This is a genomic window from Shewanella sp. Actino-trap-3 (assembly GCF_002836275.1).
In the GTDB taxonomy this organism is placed as follows: Bacteria; Pseudomonadota; Gammaproteobacteria; order Enterobacterales; family Shewanellaceae; genus Shewanella; species Shewanella psychromarinicola.
Window position 1 is genome coordinate 1,163,964 of record NZ_PJCE01000001.1, and the last position, 24,643, is coordinate 1,188,606.

Genomic DNA, 24,643 nt, shown 5'->3' on the forward strand with positions numbered 1-24,643 from the left:
GACTCATCACACCATTGTGGTTCGATGCTCACTCAGCTATCTGTTACACGCTATGCTGCGTTACACTCAATGATATAAAGAGATTGATGTATCGATTAATAGAACGATAAATACAATAAGGGTCTCTTGATGAGCCAACACTTAGCTTGCCAACTTGAATTGATCCATTTGTTTGTCCATGTGGTCAATGCAGGTGGTTTCTCATCTGCTGCACAAGAGTTACAGTTGCCTATTGCCACTGTCAGCCGCAAGATAAGTAAATTGGAACAAAGCCTTAATACTCAGTTGATTATGCGCAGCACGCGAAAGCTGCGATTAACTGAAGAAGGCGGCGCGTTATTTGATCGTTACCATAATGTAGTGGCACAATTTGATCGTATTTGTGGTCAAACCATAAACGAGCCGCAAAGCACCCTACGGATATCTACGCCTGTCTCGATAACCTCGATGATATTAATTGAGGCCATCAACGACTTTTCGAAACAACATCCGCACATTCAACTGCACATCACCCAAAATAACAGCACCATTGATTTAATTGACGAAGGAGTCGACGTTGCCATTGTCGGTGGCGCACAACCAGACTCATCTTGGGTATCTACATCATTGGGGGTATTAAACTACGGCCTATATGCATCACCGGAATATGCTAAGCAACTCATTGATCTGCACCATCCGCAGCAGCTAGTTGATTATCAGTTAATTAAAGTGTGGCCGCTGTTTAACTGGACCTTAAGACATCACAGTGGTGAGCAGTATTATTACGATGGACCCGCCAAATTAACCCTAGGGGATTTACACGGCGCAATACGGGCAGCTGTCGGTGATGGCGGGATTTTATATGGCCCTGAATTATTTGCGAAACAGCAATTATTGAACGGTGAACTCGTGCATGTATTACCACAATGGGCTGGCGAGCATCGTCGCATCAGTATTTTGTATCATCAACGTCGCCAACAACCATTAAAAGTGAAGTTGTTTATTGAGTTTATGCAGCAACGTGCAGCCACTATCTTCGACTTTTTCTAACTCGATTCGATTTTTGATACTTTAAATTTGCATGCGAAGTTCAAGTTGAAGTTGAAGTTGAATATTTTGCTTCAATAGCGGGCGTTTTCCTAACCTAAGCGATTCGAATTATATTGCTATAGGTTAGCGTGATCCCATCGACTGACACACTCAGTCAATGGCATCACTGGTAACTAACAGCTGGCGACTAATAACTAGCAACTAATGCCTAGTATAAGTACACATTTAAACTACAGGCGCCATGGGCCCCCACCACTAATGCTTGTTCAATGTCAGCGGTTTTAGACGGACCAGATATAAATAATCCTAACTCACCTTGTTGCAGCGATACTTGTTTAACCGCTTGATGCATATTGGCGACAATATTATCTTTCGATATGGCAAGAATAAGGTTTTCACAAATAAACGGCGTCACTCGATGACTGGGTTGATTGACCCAAATAGCCCCATTTTCGGCCACACCAAGATCGCCTGGAATAACCGCATAATCAATATCCGCCAGATCATGAGCGGTTGCAGGCACCTGACGATTACCTTTAATCCCCTCCATCAACGAGATCACCTGCATATTTTGTGTTATCAGATCATCGACGGCCTGTTGTAGCAATACTAAGCCGCCTTCGCTGTGAAGCGTCCCTGCGACTGTCTTTAAACTTGCGCTAAATTGGCCAACAAGATCATCATTATTAGCAACTACATCAATGTCTGGCATGGCATGATTATCCAATGCCGATTTCGATAGTTCAGATAAAATACTATTTTTATTAGACATATTAACGGCTCCGATTCTTGTTATACCAGGTGGCAAAGCTTGACTCTGGCGCGACAGGTAATTCGCGATATTTCCCCCATGCACCGCTAAATGGCTTGAGTAAACTTCCCGGTAATACCCGCAATGCTAATCTTGCTGCTGACATAGAGGTATTCATTAAGGTTTCATTGCCCATAAAACGGCCAACTAACGGCATATAGCTACCTTTGCCATAAGGCAAGGTCTTGGCCTCCGCTTTTAAACGACGATGATGAGCAATAATTTTATCCAAAGGCACCATCGTTGGGCACACGTAAGTGCAACTGCCACATAACGTACATGCCCAAGGGATAGAATTGGTATCATCATGCTTGGCACCTACGGCAATACCAATAGGGCCTGGAATGGTGTAGTTATAGCTATAACCACCTGAACGGCGATATACAGGACAAGTGTTTAAGCAGCCACCGCAACGAATACATTTTAGCGACTCGGCTAAAATTTTATCCTTCATCATATCGCTGCGGCCATTATCAACAATGATCACGTGCATCTCACCGCCATCTTGTGGACCACGGTAAAACGATGAATAGGTGGTGATGGGTTGCCCTGTGGCATTTCGGGCCAGTGTCCTCAACAACACCCCTACAGAATCCATATTAGGAACCACTTTATCGATGCCCATTGAGTGCAATTGCAACTTAGGTAAGTTAGCGCCCATATCAGCGTTACCTTCGTTGGTACACACAACGATAGCACCTTGATCGGCAATGGCCATATTGACACCGGTCATGGCGGCGTCGGCAGTGAGGAATTTCTCTCTCAAATGCGCTCGAGCAGCACGGGTTAAATACAAAGGATCTGATTCACCGGCTTTAGTGCCTAACTGTTGGTGAAATAACTCACCCACTTCTTCTTTTTTCATGTGAATGGCTGGCACCACAATGTGCGATGGTGGCATATTGGCTAACTGAATAATGCGTTCACCTAAATCGGTATCAACCACTTCAATGCCATGGCGTTCTAAATACGGATTCATATGGCATTCTTCAGTTAACATCGACTTTGATTTAACCAGTTTCTTAACTTTATGTTGAGCTAAAATACCTTGGACAATTTCATTATGTTGCTGAGCATCTTTAGCCCAATGCACCTTAATACCATTGCTAAGGCACTGTTGTTCAAATTGTTCAAGGTAATCCGCTAAGTGGCTCAAGGTATGAAGTTTAAGTTGTGAGCCTAGCAGCCTTAATTGTTCCCATTCGGGTATACTGCCCGCGGCGCGATCACGTTTTTCACGTAATGCCCAAAGGGCTTTAGAATGCCAATCGACACGGGTTTCATCGCGGCAAAAAATTTCAGCTTTATGGGCATGCACCTTTGAACCGGATGCAGAATATAATTCAGTCATGGTCGCTCCTAGAGTGCATCATTAATGATTTGGGCAATGTGACGGGTTTCTATCGGTAATTTTTGGCGACGGATCATGCCATCTAAATGCAACAAGCATGAGGGATCAAACCCCACCACATATTTAGCTCCCGTTGCCGCATGGGCTTGAGCTTTATCTTTACCCATCTTAGCGGAGACCGCCCCTTCATCTACGGCAAACGTGCCACCAAAGCCACAACATTCATCGATACGCGCCGGATAGACAATCTCGAGCCCAGCAATGTTGGCCAACACAGCTTCCACTTTATTAAAGCGTTTTTTACCCATTTGTTCTGTGGGCGTCGCCAAATTAAGCATACGGATCCCATGGCAGCTCATTTGAATACTAATTTTAGCCGCCACTGAACGCTTGAAGGTTTTAATCGGCGCGATGTCATGTAAAAATTCGGTCAACTCATAAAGCTTACTGATGACAGCTTGTGCCTCTTGGCTACCATCAAATTCGTGAAAGTTTTCTTTGGCTGCCACAAGGCAACTGGCAGCAGGACATACAATGGCATCACACTCAACACCTTTAAATGCATTGAGTAATTTAAGCGTGGTATTTTTGGCTTCATCAAAACAGCCTGAGTTTGTCATCGGTTGGCCGCAACAGGTTTGCCCTGGCGGAAAAATCACTTCATGGCCTAACTTTTCCAATAATGTCAGGGTTGCGATGGCCACATCGGGCATCATTTGATTCACTAAACAAGGTATAAATAGTGCTATTTTCATAAGGCGGTGTTATCCCCAAAAGCGTCATTAAACATGAGTCAAATCACATTGAGCTATTCAGCATCATGACCAACAACTCATAATCGTAGGTACAATGTATTCCGATACCCTTATAAAATGTAGTGCTAATTTAACAAATATCGCTACAGACTTTTCCATTTTTGTAATATTGAATATCGGCGTTAAAATTAAGCCTAGTTTACGCGACACTATGACGCACTTAAATTTAGGCTTTATTGTTGATATGAATGATGATGAATCGAGAAAAAGTCATTGGTTAATTCAACAAAAATTATTAATAACAATAACGTTAATCCCAGCAGTTCACTTAACAAAATATTGATAAATAGCTAGCACCTTAGTGAGTATTTCCCTGGATGCACCGACCCATTAAATTGAGTTGCTTACAGATTTCAATATCGTTTTTATTTGACTGATCCATCGATAAAATTATGAATATTCATTCACAGCAGATACTTAATCAGAGCATATTATTTAGTCAGTGCACACCGTTTAGGCGCTATCATAATGAGACGCCTACCATGGCATATCTGGTATTGTTGCCACACATTAACTGAATCAATATCAAGGCCATTACAACATCAACAGATTAGGTAATGTTAAAGGTTCACCTTATGTAAAGGGCATCTCATATTAACTGCGACATGGTGTCGCAGTTTGGCACTATTTGATTGCCCTGCTTGGGTAGATTCAGCAGACTCAGTTGATGGGTGACGTCAGTGACATCCCCCCGATTTAAATAACTTATTTAACACTGATGTTATAACCTGTTTGATACGACACTTTGGCGTTGTTTGGTTGATGACTTTGAGTCACAATCAAATGTCTACACTATGCTTGGTGACTTTACTCTGTATTTATTTACTATGGGAATGGGGATAGATGCAAATTAAAGGTATCGTTTTTAATCTGAATAAGATTATTGGGCCTCTATTAATATAGAGGCCTTTTTTTATGGCTAACTGTCTGCAGATAATGAAGTTTGTCACTTTTATGGGGCTAAACGCGCGCTGGCGGAACAGACTAACTCATTTGCGATCCAAAGCTTGTTAGCCACTTTGCTTTACCATCTTGAACGCTACTTGGTTTGAGTGAGTTCTATCATGCTAAAGCCTATTTCTCAATATTATAGGCCGATGATTACGTCATGCAGCAAAGTGTTTATGAACAGTCAATGTCGAGGATAGCAAACTAAGTTGACCATAACCCATTTAAGCCTATGGTAAAAAACTTGTTAAAAAACTGTCTTTTATAGGATTATTTAATATTTTATTTTTGATATTGCACATTAATTCATCCTCTGCGGACATAAAATTTACGACTATTGTGAGTTTACGAAAATTAGCGTTATTAAGATTGACGTCAATCAAAGTGATTCTAGCTGAAGTTATGATATTGTTAATGGATTTACTTGTATGGGGTTTTCTAGCGAAGAAATGTATGACTTTAAAATTGAAATAAAAAAACATTTTTGCCTATAAAAAATTTAATTTATTGTGTTAAACATGGATGCATCATATGGAAGCTGGCTCTCGTAGAATACAGTTTATTTCTATACCGGTAACGTTGCTCATCATGGCGATTGTTTACTACTCATTCAACACCGGACGCGATATAGCAGTACGCTACTCACCATTAGTTGATGCTGCGATGGAGATCAAACTTGAAGCGACCACGGCTCATTTGTGGTTTGAAGAGGCGATTAGTGGTGACCCAACTATTGATATCGATGCGATATGGACTCATCTTGATCAGTCAGCATGGTATGCACAAGCAATGCTTGATGGTGGCGTAAATAATGAAAACACTTTTCTCGCACTTAACGATCCCCATTTACGACTGCAAATAGAAGACACAATTGTCGATCTTCAGCATTTCCGTCAAATTGCTCAACTACGCTGGAATGCACAATCAACATCCGGTATTGGTTCTAATATTGATCAACAGTTTGATCAAGCCTTTTTAGAATTTAATCTTGCTGTTGATCATGTTCAAACCACCTTACAGAAAATCATCATTAACGATCTGCAAACATTTAAATTCATGCAACAATTGTTGATGGCCCTGATCCTTATCGTAGGGTTGGTTATACTTGGCTTATTGCTGCGCTACAACACTAGGATAAACAACCATATACTGGCGTTACATAAGCAAGAAGAAAGTCTGCGGATTACGTTAAACTCTATCGGTGATGCTGTGATTGTGACCGATACCCATGGCACTGTAACCTACATAAACCCAGTGGCAATTAAACTCACTGGCTATACAGCTGCTCAAGCGATAGGACAACCGTTAACTGCGGTTTTCAATATTATTCATGCTCTCACATTTGAACCGGTTAATAACCCAGTAAAAAAGGTACTCGAAACCGGTTTAATCGTCGGGCTAGCTAATCACACTATGCTTATTGCCAAAGATGGCTCTGAATACCAAATTGCAGACTCAGGCGCCCCTATACGCAACCCTGCTGGTGACATTAGTGGAGTGGTACTGGTGTTTAGAGATGTCACCGAAGAACACACATTATTTTCAGAGTTAGAGTCTAGTCAGGCACTGATAAAAACATTGTTAAATACCGTCCCCGATATGATTTGGTTAAAAGATGCAAAAGGGGTTTATTTAGGCTGCAACTCCAAATTTGAACGAATGGTTGGCGCTCGAGAACATGAGATTGTGGGTAAAACGGATTATGACTTTGTAGACCATGAGCTTGCCAATTTTTTCCGCAACAATGATGACAAAGCTTTAATTGCCGGAGAAGCAACTGTCAATGAAGAGTCACTTACGTTTGCCGATGACGGTCACATTGAGCTTGTCGAAACCATAAAAACCCCGATGAGAGATAATAATGGTCACTTAATCGGCATATTAGGTGTTGCCAGAGATGTCACTAACTATAAAAAATCGTTGGCACAACTTAAAGAAAGTGAGACGAGGCTAATTGAGGCTCAAGTTTATGCACAAATAGGCTATTGGGAGTTGCTGGCAGATCAGAAAACTGCCATTTGGTCTGATCAAATGTACGCTTTATTTGGACTCGTCCAAACATCTAAAGCTGGGCCAGAAACCATATGTGAAGTCATGAATAAAAGCGACTTTCCAACCTTTATAGCATCCGTTAAAGAATGCTTCTTTAGTGGCAAAGAACACCATGTCGAATTTCGGATCATAAGACCCTGTGATGGTGAGGAACGCTGGATAGAGTGTCGAGGTAAAGTGGTCACGGATAGTGATGGAAAACCGCAAAAAATATCAGGTTTTATCCAAGATATTACTGAGAGTAAAAAAGCCGAAGAGACTTTACGCCAAAGCGAAGCGACTATCCGAAACAAGCTAAAAGCGATATTAGAACCCGATGCAGATATTGATGCATTAGCATTATCCGACATCATTGATGCAGAGGCGCTGCAATCCCTGATGGATGATTTTTATGATCTTACCGGTATGTTAGGTGCGATACTTGATATCAAAGGCAATATTTTAGTCGCCGTGGGCTGGCAAGATATCTGCACTCAATTTCACCGTTGTCATCCTGATACGCGAAAAAATTGTCTTGAGAGCGATTTGCTCCTCACACACGGTGTAGAGCATGGAACATTTAAGGAATACAACTGCAAAAACAATATGTTCGAAATGGTCACTCCTATCGTTATCGGAGACAAGCATCTCGGCAATGTTTTCATTGGCCAGTTCTTTTATCAGGATGAGGTCCCTGATGTTGAGTTATTCCGAAAGCAAGCAAACAATTATGGCTTTGATGAACAAGAATACCTTGCTGCACTCGACAGAGTCCCCCGCTTCACCCGCAATGAGGTCACTCGAGGAATGCATTTCTATGCCAAACTTGCCGATATTATTTCAACATCAAGTTTCAGTGCGATTAAACAATCAAGGTTGCTTGCTGAGCAAAAAAAAACCGAAGAAAAACTTCAATTATCCTTTAGGGTCTTTAGTGATACCCACGAAGGCATCATTATCACCGATGCCCAACAGCACATCGTTGATGTTAATCCTGCATTTAGTCAAATCACTGGTTATAGCCGTGAGGACATTATTGGCAAAACGCCAGCCATCTTGAGATCGGGTAAGCATAGTCCGCAATTTTATTCCGCGATGTGGCAAACCGTCTCGGAACATGGATACTGGCTAGGCGAAGTATGGAACAGGACAAAGCAGGGACAACTCTATGCTGAATTACTCACCATTTCATCATTAACAAATGAACACGATGAAGTGACTCACTATGTCGGGATGTTTTCTGATATTACCAGTAGCAAACAACAACAAGATCAACTTAATATGATGGCGCACTATGATGTACTCACGAAACTGCCTAATCGCGCTTTATTTGTAGATCGTTTTCAGCAATCCATTGCCCATAGTCTGCGAACAGGACACCAACTTGCGGTATGCTTCTTTGATTTAGATGATTTCAAACCGGTAAATGATAACTATGGTCATGAAGCGGGTGATCGTTTATTAATTGAAGTAGCAAACCGCATCACAGTTTGTATTAGAGAAGAAGATACAGTATCACGTCAAGGTGGCGATGAATTTGCAATATTACTTAATGATATTGAATTGGCATCACAATATGAAGCAACGATAAAGCGTATTCATCAAGCGCTGGCGCAACCTTATTTTATTGATGATGTTCAACATCATATTACCGTCTCTAGTGGTGTAACCTTATACCCGTCAGATAATGCTGATATAGATACCTTACTACGCCACGCTGATCACGCGATGTATCAATCTAAATTGGCAGGTAAGGATCGTTCCCGATTATACAGTCCAGATTCTGACCAACGTATTATCCAAAAGAACCATCTCCTAGAAGAAATTGAACAAGCTTTAGGTAATCATGAATTTCAATTGTACTATCAGCCAAAAGTTAACATGGTTAGTGGCCATGTTTTTGGGGTTGAAGCCTTAATACGTTGGATCCATCCAGGAAAAGGACTCATTCCCCCATTAGACTTCTTACCCTTTATCGATGGTACGCCATTAGAGGTTAGGATTGGCGAATGGGTTATCAATGAGGCGCTACAGCAACTTGATGATTGGAAACTGCAAGGTGTTAACCTTGAAGTCAGTGTCAATATCTCATCAAACCATCTACTCTCGCCCTCTTTTGTCGTCAATCTAGAAAAGAGTTTAGCTAAGTACCCCAGTAACAATTCTCAATATTTACAATTAGAGATATTGGAAAGTTCTGCTTTTGGCGATATCAATACCATTAATCATATTATTGAGACATGCCAAAACAGGCTAGGCGTCAGTTTTGCTTTGGATGATTTTGGTACCGGTTATTCATCGTTAACCCATTTAAGAAGTTTACCGGTGAATACAATTAAGATCGATCAACGTTTCGTTTTTGACATGTTGGATAATCCAAGTGACTACTCCATCATTGAGGGCGTCATTGCGTTAACGAAATCATTTAACCGCAATGTTATTGCTGAAGGCGTTGAAAGCACAGAACACGGTCTCATGCTACTACTAATGGGCTGTGAGCAAGCTCAAGGTTATGGGATAGCGAAACCAATGCCAGCTAAAGCTTTTTTACCATGGCTTAGCAACTATACTCCGAATAAAAACTGGCGTGTTAGTGGCAATAAGCATCGTAATAATACCGAAAACAGTTTGGCGATATTCACTATGCTTAATGCTCAGTGGAAAGAGACATTTAGAAAAAAGATAGTATCGTCTCCAGATGACCATGCACTCTGGCCTATTCTTGATGTGCAGTCTTGTCAATGTGGCAACTGGATCCGTCGAGAAAAGCAAAGGCCGTTATTTGAAACGCAATACATACAGCGACTTGAACAAGCTCATAATAATATTCATTTTATTGCTCATGCAATACAGCATCAATATCAACAGGGCAATATTGACACTGCACGTAATAGCTTAGTCAATCTCGAATTAGCGTTTGATGATATAATTAACGTACTAAGTTTGAGCTAATCAAAATTATGATTAAAATGATTCTATAACATAAAAAAGCGAACATTATGGTTCGATCTAGGCGTTACGTTATATAATGAGGGTCACAAATATTGTGGTACTCTCTTCATAAGGTTAAATGACCAAATGTATGCTTTGGATCGATAAAATCCATTATTGAGATCATTGCTATGACGACTACAGAAGTAGTTTAACGTGTCGATCTGCTCTGATATTTAACCATAGTTCCGCTGTTAAAATCCCGATGTAGTAAATTTGTCGCAAAAACGGGAAGAAAACCATACATCCCCCTAATAACAAGAGTCATTTTAAGATCTAAAGCACTAACCCACGTTTGTCCGTGCGAGTTAAAAACAATCAAAATTTATTGTCCGCAATACTAACGATTATCTGCCGTCGGCTTTTTCAGCAATTTGCGTTGTAAGGTTCTGCGGTGCATGCCGAGTTGGCGGGCGGTTTCTGATACGTTGCCGTTGTTGTTGGCGAGAACTTGTTGAATGTGTTCCCATTCGACACGTTTTGGGGTTAAAGGCTGTTCCCCAATGGCATCATAAGTGGTGGTTTCTGCCGTGACTGATAATGCATTTAATAAGGTTTGGGTGTCGACGGGTTTGGCGAGGTAATTGTCTGCGCCAAGGCGGATGGCTTCTACGGCGGTGGCGATACTGGCAAAGCCGGTGAGCAATACCATGTGTACATGGGGTAAAAGTTGTCTTAACGGTTTAATCAACGATAAACCATTATGGTCGGCCAATTTCATGTCTAGCACGATATGGGTGGGGGAAAATTGCCTTGCCATTAATAAGCTGTCGCTGGCGTGATGGCAGGTTTTACACTCAAAACCCTGCTTGCCGAGGCGGCGGGCTAAAATGGCCGATAGGGCTAAATCGTCTTCAATAATCAATAGCTTGTTCATGGTGTTCTCAATTCAACTTCTATTTACTTCTATTCGCTTCTATTCGTTTAAAATAGCGTCAACTCGCTTTTTGTTCGTTCAGCGGTAAGGTCACAATGGCTTCGGTGCCGCATTCGGGATGGGGTTTAAGGTATAATTTACCGCCTAAACGCTCAAAGCTGGTGTGACTTAATAATACCGCGATGCCCATCCCTTTAGGACTTTTTACCATGTTACTGCCTAATGTTTGTAATAAATGAGTCGCAATCCCCACACCGTAATCACGAATAGTGATACTCAACTGCTTGGGTTGTGACAAGCCAATATTTACATCTACGCGGGTTTGGTGTTGATTATCTTCGCTGGCCTGAATGCCATTTTGAATTAACGCCATTAATGCTGGTAATAAGCTCATGTCGGTCATCACTATACGTGACTCAACTTGTGGTGCTATGGATATATTCAGTTGCGCTTCTGGCATCAATAAACTTATCTGCTCGGTTAAGGTTGCCACTAACTCATCGACTCGCTGTTCTGCTAGTTTTTGCTCTCGTATCGATTCGGTCGCTAAACGTAAGTCATCTAAGGTGACTTCGCAGCGATTCAGTGCGTGCTGCATTTCGGTGATCAATTCCAGTTGTTCAGCATAGTGCTGAGTATCGACTAACTCATCGGTGAGTAAACGTAATGTGGCTAACGGCGTCGCTAGTTGGTGAGCCATTTGCGCTGATGCGGTGCCTAAGGCCAATATCTTTTCTTGGCGTAGCTGGCCTTCTCGTAAATAGCGCAGCTCGGCATTTTTTTGTCTGATCCGTTTGGCAATAAAGCCGACGGTGACGGTTAACACTAATGCCGAAATAACAAAATTAAACCACATGCCTAAATAGTGCGATCCCATGTCCATACTGTGACTTGCGGGCATAGCCTGGTTTGCTGACATAACGTGGTCCATTGGTATTTGGCTTATGTCGTGTTCCATTACCGAGCCACTATTTTGTTCGGTGATATCAACAATCATCAAGCTATAAAATATCGTCGACACTATGGTTAAGCACCAAGGAGCCCATAGGGGTAAGGTAATGGCTGAAATCGCAATCGGTAATAGCAGTAATGAGACAAAAGCATTGGTTGCTCCGCCGGTGAAATATAACCACGTCGTCCAAAACAAGCTGTCTAATAATAAGGTTAAAAACAACAAACCATTGTTGTTCATGCTGAGTCGATGAAAGCGATAGCTAAAACCCACATAACAGGCTTCAAAAATTAACACGTAAGACAAGGTTACTGGAGGTGTTGTTAAACCAAATAAGTCGGTGGCAAACAAAATAAGACCAATTTTAAGCCCCCAATTAACCAATCGCAGTAAGGCTAATTGTTGCTGGCTTGCATTAAAAGGCAGATTCGCATTTGTCATACTATTATTTATCCTAATTTTTATGATGTATTAAGCTAAAGAACCCGCTTTCAAATGTGAGTGCCTTACAACACGGTAATTATGGGGGTATTTTATCAAATATTTACCCTTACAGTGCCAATATTAACGATATTAATTCAGCGAAACAGACTCACTTTTTAGTCAAAAATAAAGTTAACAAGTAACAAAAACGCCTCGCCTAGCATTAAATATGTAGCTACAATGCATATAAATTCACGCTATAAAATCAACCAACCGCATTATAACTCATCTTTCACGGTTATTAACGCATTTGGACTTTGGCTGTGTTTGCATTTATAGGCCATTTTTCCTAAATGTAACCTTTTTAAATATCTAATAATAAAACGATAAAACCAAGGAAGTTGTTCAATGATTAACGACATTATATCGCTCGCCAACAATGTGCTGTGGGGCGAGTACCAAGTCCTCATTTATATCTTGGTATTCGCCGGAGTGTGGTTTTCATTGAAGTTAAGGTTTATTCAATTTCGCCATTTTGGCTATATGTTTAAGGTGATGAAAGGCAGTACCCAAAGTGACAAATCGGGCATTAGTTCTTATCAAGCCTTGTGTACAGGTTTGTCAGCCCGTGTCGGTACCGGTAATTTAGCCGGTGTCGCCATGGCCATATCATTAGGCGGCAGTGGCGCGGTCTTTTGGATGTGGGTTATCGCACTGCTGGGTATGGCGACCGGTTTTGCGGAAAGCATTTTAGGCCAGCTGTATAAAGTACGAGACGATCATAAAGAATACCGCGGAGGACCCGCCTATTACATCCGCGCAGGACTCAACAAACCTTGGTTAGCAGTATTATTCGCCCTGTGTTTGTTCCTCGGTTACGGCATTAGTTTTAGTGCCATGCAAGCCAACACCATTACCGACGCACTCAACCACACTTTCGAAATTTCACCCGTTTATTCTGGGGCAGTCATTACCTTCATTGCTGGCATCATTGTTATGGGAGGCCTTCGCAGCATTGCTCGGTTTGCCGAGTTCGTGGTGCCTTTTATGGGCCTGGCATTTATTTTGGCAGCGGTAACCGTCACCATCATTAATATCCATCAAGTTCCCGGAGTATTGATGGATATTATTAACTCTGCTTTTGGATTAAATGAAGCGGCGGCCGGCGCGCTCGGTACAGCCATTAAAAATGGTATTCAACGCGGTTTGTATTCTAACGAAGCCGGTGCGGGCAGTGTGCCACATGCCGCCGCAGGCGCAACGCCAGTGCCAAATCACCCGGTTGCGCAAGGTTATGTGCAAATGCTGGGGGTGTTTATTGACACTATGGTGTTGTGTAGCTGTACCGCCATTGTAATTCTACTGGCTCAAGGCAGTATTGGCAGTGAAATGGAAGGTATTCGTATCACTCAAAACGCCATGACTTATCATATGGGCATTAGCGGCGATATGTTTGTTGCCATCATTATTACTCTATTCTCTTTTACTTCTGTAGTGGCCAACTACGCCTACGCCGAAAGTAACTTACATTTATTTAAACTCGACAACATCTATGGTCGCACCGGGTACACTTTATTGTATTTGGGCATGGTGTATTGGGGAGCTAATGCCTCATTAAAAGAAGTGTGGAATATGGCCGACATGGCGCTGGGATTAATGACAGTAGTTAACATCAGTGCAATTATGCTGCTCACCCCGACCATCGTAAATTTAACCCGCGACTACCAAGTTAAGCTTAAAACCACTAATAAGCCTGAATTCAAGCTGGCCGATGTAGAGATTCAAGGTAAAACCGAAAAAGGGATTTGGTCTTAGCCATTCATTAAGGCAGTTTTTTACGATGGATTTCACTTTAGTGTCAATGTAGCGCTTAGTTTTCAAAGCGGAATTGAATAAATTAGTTCAATTCCGCTTTATCGTTTACAACTGCTCATTACAGCCGTACTAACTATAACGCCACTATCAAAATGCCACCATTACATCACTACTAGTACAACGCCAATATCACAACACCACTTATGCTTGAAGCTGTATTTTTCCCTCAATTTTGCAATTAAAATAATCTCACATGCATGCTGCATTGTTGTTTAATTGGCTTTATTGGTTTAAATATGAATAGTTCATATCACATCCATAATTAAGCATAATCAGCAACAATGGCCGTTATGGTTAAAAATAACCAAAAGATACTGGCCTTACCTCATCGAGTTAACGTAAAATAATAATCTAACTAAAGAGGGGCTAATGGCTAATATATCTAAATTTGATCGCGAAGACGTACTCAAAAAAGCAAAAAACCTGTTTTGGCAAAAGGGGTTTCTAGCCACTTCTACGCGAGAAATTCAAACTATCATGGACATGCGGCCAGGTAGCATTTATGCCGCATTCGGTAGTAAGGCTGATTTATATAATCAGACATTAATTCATTATGCACAAACGTCCGCAAGCAATTTAAATGATAAAATCGAGCAGAATGACTACGTATGGGACGGGTTGAAGCAGTATCTACGCAGCTTAATGGCTCCTTGCAGTGAAACCGTACCCAGTGAATTATGTATGTTGATGCGCACGCTTGCAGAACTTGATGAGTCACATCAAGAAACCCTTAGCATCGCTCGTGATTTATTGACTCAAGTTGAGCATCGCTTTGCCAATATCATTGAGCAAGCTCAAAACGAAGGTGATTTGCCTGCTCAATTGGATAAACATAAGCTCGCGAAAAAGCTACAAGTACATATTATCGGCTTACGCTCTTACCTAAAAGCCACCGGCGATACTGAAACAGTAAGCCAGCAACTCGAAGAGTTTTTTATTCAGATACAAAGTTAACAAAAGCGCCTAAGGCGCTTTTTAAATAACGCAACGACAAGGTTTTTCACCTATTTTACTGCCAAGATTTATTTAGCGGTAAAATTAGGCCAGCGCATCGTAAAACCTCACATCAAATTGACCAATGCCATGATAGCCAATATTGATTTTTGTCGCTAATGGCACTTTTACCACACCGCAGTATGATCCGGTAATAATCGCTTGCCCTGCACTGAGGTTAATGCCCAATTGTGCTAAGTAATTAATCAGCCAATACACAGGCATTTGTGGTAATTCACACGGATGGAACCCAGAAAACTGCTGCACCATTTGGGTCTTATACTCGCTCACCACCACATCGATATGACTGGCTTTATACGCCACAGACTTATCTATTTTAGGGCCAATATACAGGCCTTGATTACTTAGTCCATCGGCAAGTTTTTGATAAAAACTCGGTTGACTCTCACGGCTAAATCGATTCTGGATCAGCTCTAATGCCATATGCGTAGCTGAAATCATTTGATCAATTTCACTATGACTGTATTGACGATAAGCTTCAATGTCTTGCCCTAGTATAAACGCTATTTCTGGCTCTATCAGCGCTGTCGCCTGCCCGTCTGTCACTCTGGGTATAATCGCGCAATCAATACTATGACTCACCGAATCTTGCAAAATGGGTGCTACAATTAATTGATCATTGGCTTGTGGAACTAAGCATTTCCACCCCGCAATGGTGCCATTAAGATTAATCATTAATTGTTGTACAGCAATTGATTCTTCAATACTTTGAGGAAGTACCGCTAGATAGTTAGAGTCGGGATGAAGAGTATTTCGCTGAGCAAATAAATGCATAGCAAGTTTAATAAGAGCGGGGTTATCAGTCAAAATAGCATCATCAAAACAATCAAAATGCTACATTATCGTTTTTAGCGACTTGGATCGATAGATTTCGTCACCGTATAATAAAAAAATAAACCGCTGCAACATAGTCAGCGGTTTAGTTTTACATCCAATGATTTGGCTACGTTAGCCTAAATATGATGCTTAAAGTAGATTACTTGCTCATCGCTCTTAACATCCATGCGGTTTTTTCATGTATCCGCATTCGATCGGACACTAATGCTGCCGTAGACTCATCCTCAGCGGCTTGGGCTAATTTGAGCACTTGTCGCGCGGTTTTGATCACTTGCTCGTGACCTTTGGTCAGTAAATCGACCATGTCAGCTGAACTCGGTACGCCTTCGACTTCTTTAATGGAGCTTAAACGGGCAAACTCTTTATAAGTTCCTGGTGCTGCCACGTCCAAGGTGCGAATACGTTCGGCAATATCATCAACCGCTAGCGCAAGTTCAGTGTAATGCTCTTCAAACATTAAGTGCAGTTCGCGAAAGTGGATCCCGGTGACATTCCAATGGAAATTATGGGTTTGCAAATATAGCGTATAGGAATCGGCTAATAAACTTTTTAAGCCATCAGCAATTTTTAGTCGATCTTCTTTTTTTATACCAATATCGATGTCAGTCATTTTATTCCTCGTAAAGTAGAATTAATTAGTCATAACATTACAGCACTTGTATAAATGGTGATGACAAGCTAGCAAGATTAACAATAAATATATTTTATCATTAACATGTTGCTTACATTGTATCTCAGCGAGTCTTTATCGTCGTATTATGACACCAACGAAAACAGCACATGCTGTTAAAACAAATATTACACCACTAATAAAACGGGTCTCAATTCAAATAACATTTATTTAATAAATAAGTTTATTGAATGTCTACATAAATTAACGTAATAAACTCGGGTAAATTAATTGCGATTACGCTAACTCATCGTTAATGTTAGTGAGTATTCATACTAACATTACCACTTAATGGATCAACCGCTGGCCATTAAACTCTGTTAATACTTTTATATTAATAACTGTAATCAAACATTGAAGCGGATCTCATATTGATGCTCGAAGAGGAAACAACACAAAATACATATACATGACCACCACAAGATTAATCAGCAGCACAATCACACTGAGCAAGCTAAAGTGGCTCATCATTTCATAAAACTAAAAAGGTAAATATATTGCGCCGCTAAGCAGTGCAAACCATTGGGTCCAGCGCATGTTATGCCATAAACCATAGGCTTCAATAAAGCGCACCAAAGTATATGCCGCAGCGCCTAGTGCCAGTATCGTCAGGCTTGATTGCGACACTGAACCCACTGCTGAAATAAAAATACTAGGGTAATGACTAGCAGGGTTTAGGTGTAAATGAGTAACTAGCTCAATTGCCAGCGTTGACAAGTTTTGACCGACATAGACATGAAGACCAATCGCGACCAGTAACGACAATAGGCCTTTAGATGCTTCAAGTACCGCAACGGCATGGACACCTTTATTCGAGTGCTTCATTGTGTAGCGTTTCCAATTTCCGGTAAAGCAAGCCGGCTAATATTAGCTTGTAACAATGACGATGGCGATTAATATTTCCCCGACAAAAAAGCACTTCGGTTAACGTGTTTAGTCGTCAATACCCATTCATTTTTACAATAAGTAACGTAAACACCTCGTCCAACTTAAACTGTGAAGTTACTGATTTTGGGCTGATAAAAGCTCGATTTGTTGACGCTCATCATCGGTTAGTGCACCGTAATCTCTTGGGTATGGCCAGCCATAACCCCAGCGAAATTGGGTCGGTAAATAAGGTGTACCGCCAACGCGGACCCCGGCTAACATCAATAATGCCACTTCAGATTGGCCGACTTGAGCCACACAAATACGTAATGCCTTATCTGATGCCAAACGCTCATCTGATGTCCCCCCTTTCCAGTAGTCATAATCATGACGTTCGCAACAGGACAACCATAATTGTTGCTGTGCAAAAGTGCCATCAGGAAACGCACTGCAACCATCACTGGTAAACGGTACGAGTGTGTCGGCTTGTAAAGGATTGCCTAGCATCGACATACTGGCGATAAACATGGCAGCGCAAATTAAGCGGTATTTTTTCACTATTAGTATCCAGCTTTTCATTATTCACGCATTATGATGCCACAGCAACGATGACAGTAATAGAATATAAACGTTGCTTCTTGATTAAATCCTCTTTTACATCAATGGGTAACTCTATATAAGGCCAGACTAATAAGCCAGATTAATGTGCCAGATTAGCAAACCATTTTTGGTACGGTTGATACACGTCGTAAAGCCAATTAAATATAAAGGTATAGATAAAAAGAAAAGCTAACAGGCCCGCCTCCAGCATTAAGGTATCGACAAGGGTTAACCCTAAATACCACGACACTGAGGGGATTGTGATTATAAGCATTCCTCCTTCAAAGCCGCAAACATGTACTCCCCTGATAAACAGCGTTCGCGCGAGTCGTTCCGCACCAAACAAACGATCAAACCATAAGTTATAAACATAATTCCACAACACGGCAAACACCGACAGAGCGAAACTGACCAGTAACATATCAGCGCTATTTTGCTTCATCACTATCGCACTTATTGGCACAATAAAGGCCATGGCGATCAGTTCAAAAGACACGGCGTGAAACATTCTTTCTCTACTTTGCATTTATATCTCAATTGGGGGGTGACGTTTTAACTATTTTCATCCAATATAAAGATACATTAAAGTTAGTAAGTATCGGTAAAAGCGATATGTATAGTATTGAACAGCTTGAGGCCTTTGTGGCGACCGTAAAAACGGGGTCATTTTCATCTGCAGCTAGAAACCTCAATAAAGCTCAGTCGGTTGTCAGTCAGCATGTGATAAACCTTGAAATAGACTGCAATAGCGAACTATTTGATCGCAGTGGACGTTATCCTCAATTGACACCAGCAGGAAAAAAACTGCTACCCCATGCCCAAGTATTACTGAGCCAACATCAACGCCTGCGCGATTGTGCCAAAAGCCTAGATCAACAAGCAATATCTGAGCTGACAATTGGTTTAGATGAAGGCATTCCGCTGCAAAAGCTGTCCAATATTATTAATGAGCTCGAAGCTCAATTTCCAACTATCACGCTTGAGTTTTTAACTGCATCGAGCATTGATATTATCGATATGATTGACACTGAGCGGGCTGTTACCGGAATTATTTTCAGCGAGTTAACGATCCCGACTCACATCGACTTTGAATCTATCGGGTCAATTAAGTTTGATATGTATGTGGCGAGTGTTCACCCTCTAGCACAACAGATATGTGATAACTTAGCCAACTTAAAATTGCATCGTCAACTCTTGATCCGTTCGCGAAATACTAAATCCAGTAGCTTTCAGACAGCAATTAGCCCAGATGCTTGGTACGCCGACAATTACTATATTTTGCTCGAACTTGCATTGCAGGGACATGGTTGGTGTTTACTGCCCAATCATATTGCCAATAACTATGTTAATAGCGGTCAATTAGTATTATTACCGTCTGAATTTAAAGAGATTGGCTGGCAAGCTAATGTGGATGTTATACAGCACCATTGTTACAGTCACGAGCCGGTATTTAAGCAACTTAGACACTCGCTACGGCAATTGCTGACGCCATAATTTACGTTGATAATAACTATTCTCCATGTCATATATCGAAACGGCTTTGGCAAACGAACCTTGCTGAACAACATGTAAAAACATTCCCAATTGAGCGGTGACAAACACGGCCTATCCCAACCCATTTATGATTAACATCAAAAAAAGCGCTACTGACTCAGCCTTAGACGTTGTAGCAAAGAGTACACGGAGGCTAGTGATTATAGTGGGGTTAACTATTATTTTTTAAAAAAATACAACAACTCAAACAGCAGACTTTATACTTTGTTTCACACCTAGTTTTTATACCGTTTACAGCTTGTAAAAGATACTTGCTCTATATTGAGAATTATCAATTGTTGAGATATCATCCGCTGTACACTTTGGTTAACATCTTGTATTGACGATATATAGTTAATTAACCGCACAAAAATAAACAATCCAATAACGATTATTCAAAGCCATTGAACCTTAGGTGATTTCGGCATAAACTCTGATTATGTTGCCTGTAACATAGTTGATTAACACCACAAATAAACCTTGAATAACGGTTGTGGTAAAGCTTGTTCTACGAAGCGTTATTTCACTTATATTACAGCATCAAATTCGTGATATTGTAACCTATCGTATGCTAAATCATACGATACAGTTGATAGCGCTGATGCTGATAAATAGCCCGAGGAACCGATTTATGCTGATTGAACATGACATTACTGACGTTTGTGTTGGAATGTATGTGGTCGAAATCACCGAGCCCAAAGATACGTTTTCGCTAACTAAACCTGGTGTGCTTAACAATGCACGAGTTATCGAAGCACTAAAGCGAAAATCGGTCACTAAACTACTCATTGATACCAGTAAAACTGAAGTTATTGTCAAAGAAGTCGAGCAAAAAATCAATGTGCTCAAGCCTCAACCGCCTCGTAAAGTCACGCCTGCACGCACCGATGTGAAAGCAAATTTCTTTAATCAAGAATTAGTTAAAGCTCGCCAAGTATTTAATGAATCAAAAAACATTCAAAAAAAGTTATTCCATAATGCCCAACACGGTTTGCCGTTAGAAATGGACCCGGTGCAGAAAATAACCTCCGAATCGACAGATTTGATTTTCAATAATCCCAATGCATTATCGTGTGTGATTAACATCCGCAATAAAGATGAATATTTACTTGAACATTCGGTGTCAGTATCGGTATTGATGACTATGTTTTCTGTATATAAAAAAATCGACAAAGATATTGTTAATCAATTAGCAGTCGGTGCATTTTTACATGATGTGGGTAAAATTATGATCCCCGATCGCATTTTAAATAAGCCTGATAAACTGACAGATGAAGAGTTTCATATTATGAAAACTCACGCCAGTTATTCAATTGAAATCATGAAAAACACCCCAGGCATTAGCCCGCTAAGTTTAGAGGTGGCAACTTTACACCATGAAAAACTTAACGGACAAGGTTACCCATTTGGTGTGCCAGCAGAAAAAATTACCCTATACGGACGGATGATCAGTATTTGCGATATTTTCGATGCTCTCACCTCCAATCGTTGCTACAAACAAGGTTATGCACAAGTCAAATCCTTTAGTATTTTGCGGGCATTGGCTGAAAAAAATGAATTAGATAAAGACCTAGTCGATCAATTTATACGTTGTATGGGGGTTTACCCTGTCGGCTCAGTGGTTCAACTTGAGTCGAATAGACTTGCTATTGTTGAAAGTCATAATCCTAAAGACCCAATCCGCCCGCTTGTGAAACCGTTTTATCATTTAAAACCGGATCATTTCGAAGTCGGGCAAAAGATTGATTTGGCAACAGTGACTGACGACTTAATCGTAAAATGTGTTCGCGCCGATGATTTTAACCTAAACATGGAACAAATTATTCAATATTTAGCCCACGAAGGCTAGCCAGTAAACGTTGCAGGCTTTACCTGTCGCAGTTAATTGAACTATGGGGTTTATTAACGCTCTCTTGTACTTCAAGCTCATCAATCACGAAGTGCGCTTTACCATCAGTGTGAAACTACCAATGCTCACGATGTACCTGGGCAAAAGGTTTGGCTAGAAAACGGCTATTGGGTAAATTGTGCACCACAAACTGCGACCAAATTCAGTGTATACATTGCATCCTTACGCTGCAGCATTACCTTTACAAATCACGGTATGCTCACAAGCCATTGAAGATAAATCAACCCAAACCACTGATGCCGCCGAACATCACTAAAGCTTTAGTCTATTTTGCCTAAAGAGGCATACTTACACATTTTTAAGCAATAACGGGGGTTTCAAGACAGTTGTCGCCTAAAGGTTTAATAAGCCAATAACACAGCAATGCACAGACAATATATAAGGCTAAAGCTGATGCTAAATATAAAATGAATAGATCAATTCATTGGTTAGATGTAACCACGTCGGAGTGCGGATTATATGGGCATTGACGTAACCTGTCGGGGTTAATAATCCACTCCATGACACTAAAACACACACCAACCACCATAATTGCTAACGGGCAGTTAACGACAAATAAGGGCTTAAATCCGGTGAATAATAGTAACCATAATTCAATAATGAGCTCACTAACAGGCAGCTTAAATATCGATGTAGATGGGTGGTTAATGCGCGCCAAATAACGTCACTTGTAACAAACTCATGCCTGCGAAAAATAAAACAAATAGAACACACTCAATGACAGGTTTTCGATATGGTGACTTTCCGATGGCGCCATATACTTTAAGGCGCAGCGTAATATCACTAGTAGCACGACCAAAGATAATAAATCGTACCAATGGCAGCTTATTCGCTCAAGCCACTGTTGCCACTTACCCCCCCCCTTGGTTTACTGGTTAAAAAGTGTTTGAATGGGACTGCCAATAACATAAAAAGATGAAACACCAGCGCCAAAAAGTTAACGAATCAACGTCTGTTCAGCTTTCATCTCTTCTCTAGTTCTTAAAAACGGTATGAGTATTAAAGGTAATATAACAATTACTGATTCTATAAAGAACATATTGGCATAGCCCATATGTTCTGAGACAATCCCTTGCCAATAGTTAGATACCATAATGGCTAGGTTTCCAAAGGCCATATAAACTGTAAATTGGGTTGCCGCTACCATAGGATTGGTTGCCCCCATAAAATAAGCTGTCGATACTGCAAAGCCCATACCAAAGAGAAAGCCATGCGCTGTAGCAATGGTGTAAAACTCATAAGTATGAATATCTTCTAAGCCAGCCATATATATTCTCGTGCCTAAATATAGTCCGGGAAATATCAGTAGGAAATAGAAAGTAAACAACATCTTTCGCAAGCCACAGATATCAGCCAAATATCCGCCGATGACACACCCAATGCCCGCAAAAATGGTATTGAGTAATGTTACCTGAGAAATTTCATTATTGCTAAAGCCCAGATCGACTTGAATAGTCTGCAAGGAAGCATAAGCCAAAGCCATGGTGCCAGTAGGAAGAAAAGCAAACAATAAGGCTAGGATCGGTATTCTACCCGAAAGCCAAAAACTATCGAAGACGGCTTTAATGAAGTAGATAAAACTAACGTATAATTCATGGAGAACTGATTTTTCTGTGACTATTTTTGCTTTTTGTATATGTAGATCTTTTACAAAAAATAAAATAAACAATAAATTCAGAAATAATAGTACGCTAATGACCATAAGAGCAACATCATTATGGTACAGGCAACAATCCATGCTTTTCTACCGCCATAATGGGTGAACTTGATAATATCGACAAATGGGGCAACCGCCCATTTAAAGGTCCAAGGAAGAAAGAGTGCCGCGGTGAAAATCCCAATTACGTCGAGACCTAAACCAGACTGACGCATAATAGAGACGAGTGCAATACTGGTAAATCCAAATGGGATACCCTCAGAAATATACATCATACCAAAGGAAAACAATCGGCCTTTGGTCGTATTAAATAGATTACCTTGCATAAACATCCTAATTATTTTAATTAAATATATGATGCTGGTGCGAACGTAACACAAACGTCGGTGATATTTAGGTGTGTATATCAATCAATGACTTGTGATGTTTTAATGATTGAAAAATTACTAATAATCAATGTTATGAATACATATTGTAGTCTATTAAATGGCTAATTTTTCTAAAACACAGTGCTTCATTAATGGGTTAAGCCAAAACCGGTGCAGTAACACTTGTTAAACGCGTTGGCAGTACGCTAGATTTGAACATTCAGTTTCACATGCTGTTTTAGAAGGTGCGCGGAGCGGAGATAAGCTAGGTAACACCAAAATTACGCGCATTAAAGCGCCTACCCATAATGATATAGTCAATCAAATGCACACCATCAGTTGTCGCGTGAGCGGTATGTGTAAAAAGTAGGGTTATTTACCCAAAAGATGGAGAACACTTACCTAAACTTTGCAAAAGATGATGACGACGGCCTGTTAGCGTTTACAGGGGGAAAACAGCCCAACTTACCATCTCAATAAAATATTGATTCCGACAATCAGACAAACCCCAGCTAACAGCAATCAATAAACGTGGTTAGCCTAACCATTGCTTAAACTGATCCCAAATACCTAATGACGTATCAGAAAATAAATCGATACCTAATGCTGACTTGATAATATAAAGCACCAGCAAACCAAGTAGCATCGAGGCAAATATAACCGTAAAAACTAACATTACCATGATCGCTAACGAGGCATTTTTTTCACGACGTGTGTAAGCACGTTTATTTCGTCCCAGTAGAAATACATAATAAAAACGCCACTTTATAAACGGAAATTTAAATGTTCCCCGATTATCAATAAAGTGGCTGCCCCATGTATTTGGACCTAACGCGCCTTTAATACCCTCAAGTTGTTCATCAGTATAAGATTGAACCAGTTGTGCTGGTAACCTCCCAAGTAACTTAGCGATTAAAGGATCTTGTCTAATATCCTTTTTATTGGGAGCCAGAGGGTCATCTTGCTTACTCGCTTGCCACTGTGTCATACATGAGTCTCATATTGTTGCGATAGACTTAACCATAATCCCATTAACTGTAAATGATGCGTTATTATAATTAGTATAGTTATCAATGCCATTGACC

The 24,643-nt window shown here is 40.7% G+C and carries 21 protein-coding genes; 7 read left to right on the top strand and 14 right to left on the bottom strand.

What is annotated here, in order from left to right; genetic code table 11:
• Positions 1 to 129: 129 nt before the first annotated feature.
• Positions 130 to 1,029: a LysR family transcriptional regulator gene (locus CXF80_RS04955; protein ID WP_101031798.1), complete on the top strand. Its 900-nt coding sequence runs from the start codon at positions 130 to 132 to the stop codon at positions 1,027 to 1,029.
• Between the two features lie 208 nt (positions 1,030 to 1,237).
• Here CXF80_RS04955 and CXF80_RS04960 read toward each other — a convergent pair whose 3' ends face one another.
• The 3 genes from CXF80_RS04960 to CXF80_RS04970 are packed head-to-tail and all read right to left on the bottom strand — an operon-like array spanning position 1,238 to position 3,946.
• On the bottom strand, positions 1,238 to 1,801 hold the full coding sequence (locus CXF80_RS04960; RefSeq protein ID WP_101031800.1) for a LutC/YkgG family protein: 564 nt from the start codon (positions 1,799 to 1,801) through the stop codon (positions 1,238 to 1,240).
• Position 1,802: 1 nt separating this feature from the next.
• Positions 1,803 to 3,191 (bottom strand): lactate utilization protein B, encoded by a 1,389-nt coding sequence (locus tag CXF80_RS04965; protein WP_101031803.1) that lies wholly within the window; start codon positions 3,189 to 3,191, stop codon positions 1,803 to 1,805.
• An 8-nt stretch (positions 3,192 to 3,199) separates the two neighbouring features.
• A complete protein-coding gene (locus CXF80_RS04970; protein ID WP_101031805.1) occupies positions 3,200 to 3,946 on the bottom strand; it encodes a (Fe-S)-binding protein in 747 nt (248 codons plus the stop codon).
• A 1,539-nt stretch (positions 3,947 to 5,485) separates the two neighbouring features.
• On the opposite strand from CXF80_RS04970, the gene CXF80_RS04985 reads away from it, so the two are divergent.
• Positions 5,486 to 9,937, top strand: a complete 4,452-nt coding sequence (locus tag CXF80_RS04985) for a PAS domain S-box protein (protein ID WP_198554731.1) — start codon at positions 5,486 to 5,488, stop codon at positions 9,935 to 9,937.
• A 379-nt stretch (positions 9,938 to 10,316) separates the two neighbouring features.
• Here the strand turns inward: CXF80_RS04985 and CXF80_RS04990 are convergent, their stop codons facing one another.
• Both CXF80_RS04990 and CXF80_RS04995 read right to left on the bottom strand, forming a co-directional pair.
• Entirely contained in the window at positions 10,317 to 10,853 is a 537-nt protein-coding gene (locus CXF80_RS04990) for a response regulator transcription factor (RefSeq protein ID WP_101031817.1), read from the bottom strand.
• Positions 10,854 to 10,911: 58 nt separating this feature from the next.
• The gene (locus CXF80_RS04995) at positions 10,912 to 12,246 is read right to left on the bottom strand and encodes a sensor histidine kinase (protein ID WP_101031820.1); all 1,335 of its coding nucleotides are present in this window, start codon (positions 12,244 to 12,246) and stop codon (positions 10,912 to 10,914) included.
• A gap of 390 nt (positions 12,247 to 12,636) precedes the next feature.
• Between CXF80_RS04995 and CXF80_RS05000 the strand changes: the two genes are divergently transcribed.
• Both CXF80_RS05000 and CXF80_RS05005 read left to right on the top strand, forming a co-directional pair.
• Complete coding sequence (locus tag CXF80_RS05000) at positions 12,637 to 14,043, top strand: alanine/glycine:cation symporter family protein (protein ID WP_101031822.1); 1,407 nt, start codon at positions 12,637 to 12,639, stop codon at positions 14,041 to 14,043.
• Positions 14,044 to 14,472: 429 nt separating this feature from the next.
• Complete coding sequence (locus tag CXF80_RS05005) at positions 14,473 to 15,057, top strand: TetR/AcrR family transcriptional regulator (protein WP_101031824.1); 585 nt, start codon at positions 14,473 to 14,475, stop codon at positions 15,055 to 15,057.
• 84 nt (positions 15,058 to 15,141) lie between these two features.
• Here the strand turns inward: CXF80_RS05005 and CXF80_RS05010 are convergent, their stop codons facing one another.
• The 5 genes from CXF80_RS05010 to CXF80_RS05030 all read right to left on the bottom strand — a co-directional run bounded on the left by CXF80_RS05010 (position 15,142) and on the right by CXF80_RS05030 (position 18,617).
• Positions 15,142 to 15,924 (bottom strand): hypothetical protein, encoded by a 783-nt coding sequence (locus CXF80_RS05010; RefSeq protein ID WP_101031826.1) that lies wholly within the window; start codon positions 15,922 to 15,924, stop codon positions 15,142 to 15,144.
• Positions 15,925 to 16,093: 169 nt separating this feature from the next.
• Complete coding sequence (locus CXF80_RS05015) at positions 16,094 to 16,564, bottom strand: Dps family protein (RefSeq protein ID WP_101031828.1); 471 nt, start codon at positions 16,562 to 16,564, stop codon at positions 16,094 to 16,096.
• A gap of 540 nt (positions 16,565 to 17,104) precedes the next feature.
• Positions 17,105 to 17,449 (bottom strand): DUF2127 domain-containing protein, encoded by a 345-nt coding sequence (locus tag CXF80_RS05020; protein ID WP_232772047.1) that lies wholly within the window; start codon positions 17,447 to 17,449, stop codon positions 17,105 to 17,107.
• A 177-nt stretch (positions 17,450 to 17,626) separates the two neighbouring features.
• Complete coding sequence (locus tag CXF80_RS05025; protein WP_124012118.1) at positions 17,627 to 18,019, bottom strand: hypothetical protein; 393 nt, start codon at positions 18,017 to 18,019, stop codon at positions 17,627 to 17,629.
• Positions 18,020 to 18,191: 172 nt separating this feature from the next.
• A complete protein-coding gene (locus tag CXF80_RS05030) occupies positions 18,192 to 18,617 on the bottom strand; it encodes a PACE efflux transporter (RefSeq protein ID WP_101031830.1) in 426 nt (141 codons plus the stop codon).
• A gap of 86 nt (positions 18,618 to 18,703) precedes the next feature.
• On the opposite strand from CXF80_RS05030, the gene CXF80_RS05035 reads away from it, so the two are divergent.
• Positions 18,704 to 19,585, top strand: coding sequence for a LysR family transcriptional regulator (locus CXF80_RS05035; RefSeq protein ID WP_101031832.1), 882 nt, complete (start codon positions 18,704 to 18,706; stop codon positions 19,583 to 19,585).
• Here the strand turns inward: CXF80_RS05035 and CXF80_RS20595 are convergent.
• The gene (locus CXF80_RS20595) at positions 19,562 to 19,693 is read right to left on the bottom strand and encodes a hypothetical protein (protein WP_269801255.1); all 132 of its coding nucleotides are present in this window, start codon (positions 19,691 to 19,693) and stop codon (positions 19,562 to 19,564) included. The two genes, CXF80_RS05035 and CXF80_RS20595, sit on opposite strands and share 24 nt — an antisense overlap.
• A 562-nt stretch (positions 19,694 to 20,255) precedes the next feature.
• Here CXF80_RS20595 and CXF80_RS05040 point away from each other — a divergent pair.
• On the top strand, positions 20,256 to 21,473 hold the full coding sequence (locus CXF80_RS05040) for an HD-GYP domain-containing protein (RefSeq protein ID WP_101031834.1): 1,218 nt from the start codon (positions 20,256 to 20,258) through the stop codon (positions 21,471 to 21,473).
• Positions 21,474 to 21,651: 178 nt separating this feature from the next.
• Complete coding sequence (locus tag CXF80_RS20045; protein WP_157822180.1) at positions 21,652 to 21,789, top strand: hypothetical protein; 138 nt, start codon at positions 21,652 to 21,654, stop codon at positions 21,787 to 21,789.
• Between the two features lie 681 nt (positions 21,790 to 22,470).
• Here CXF80_RS20045 and CXF80_RS05050 read toward each other — a convergent pair.
• From CXF80_RS05050 to CXF80_RS05060, 3 genes are all read right to left on the bottom strand, one after another.
• Entirely contained in the window at positions 22,471 to 23,235 is a 765-nt protein-coding gene (locus tag CXF80_RS05050) for an MFS transporter (RefSeq protein WP_157822181.1), read from the bottom strand.
• A complete protein-coding gene (locus CXF80_RS05055) occupies positions 23,208 to 23,516 on the bottom strand; it encodes a hypothetical protein (protein WP_101031840.1) in 309 nt (102 codons plus the stop codon). The genes CXF80_RS05050 and CXF80_RS05055 overlap by 28 nt, the downstream gene beginning before the upstream one ends.
• 577 nt (positions 23,517 to 24,093) lie before the next feature.
• Positions 24,094 to 24,546, bottom strand: a complete 453-nt coding sequence (locus CXF80_RS05060; RefSeq protein ID WP_101031842.1) for a hypothetical protein — start codon at positions 24,544 to 24,546, stop codon at positions 24,094 to 24,096.
• Between the last annotated feature and the right edge of the window lie 97 nt (positions 24,547 to 24,643).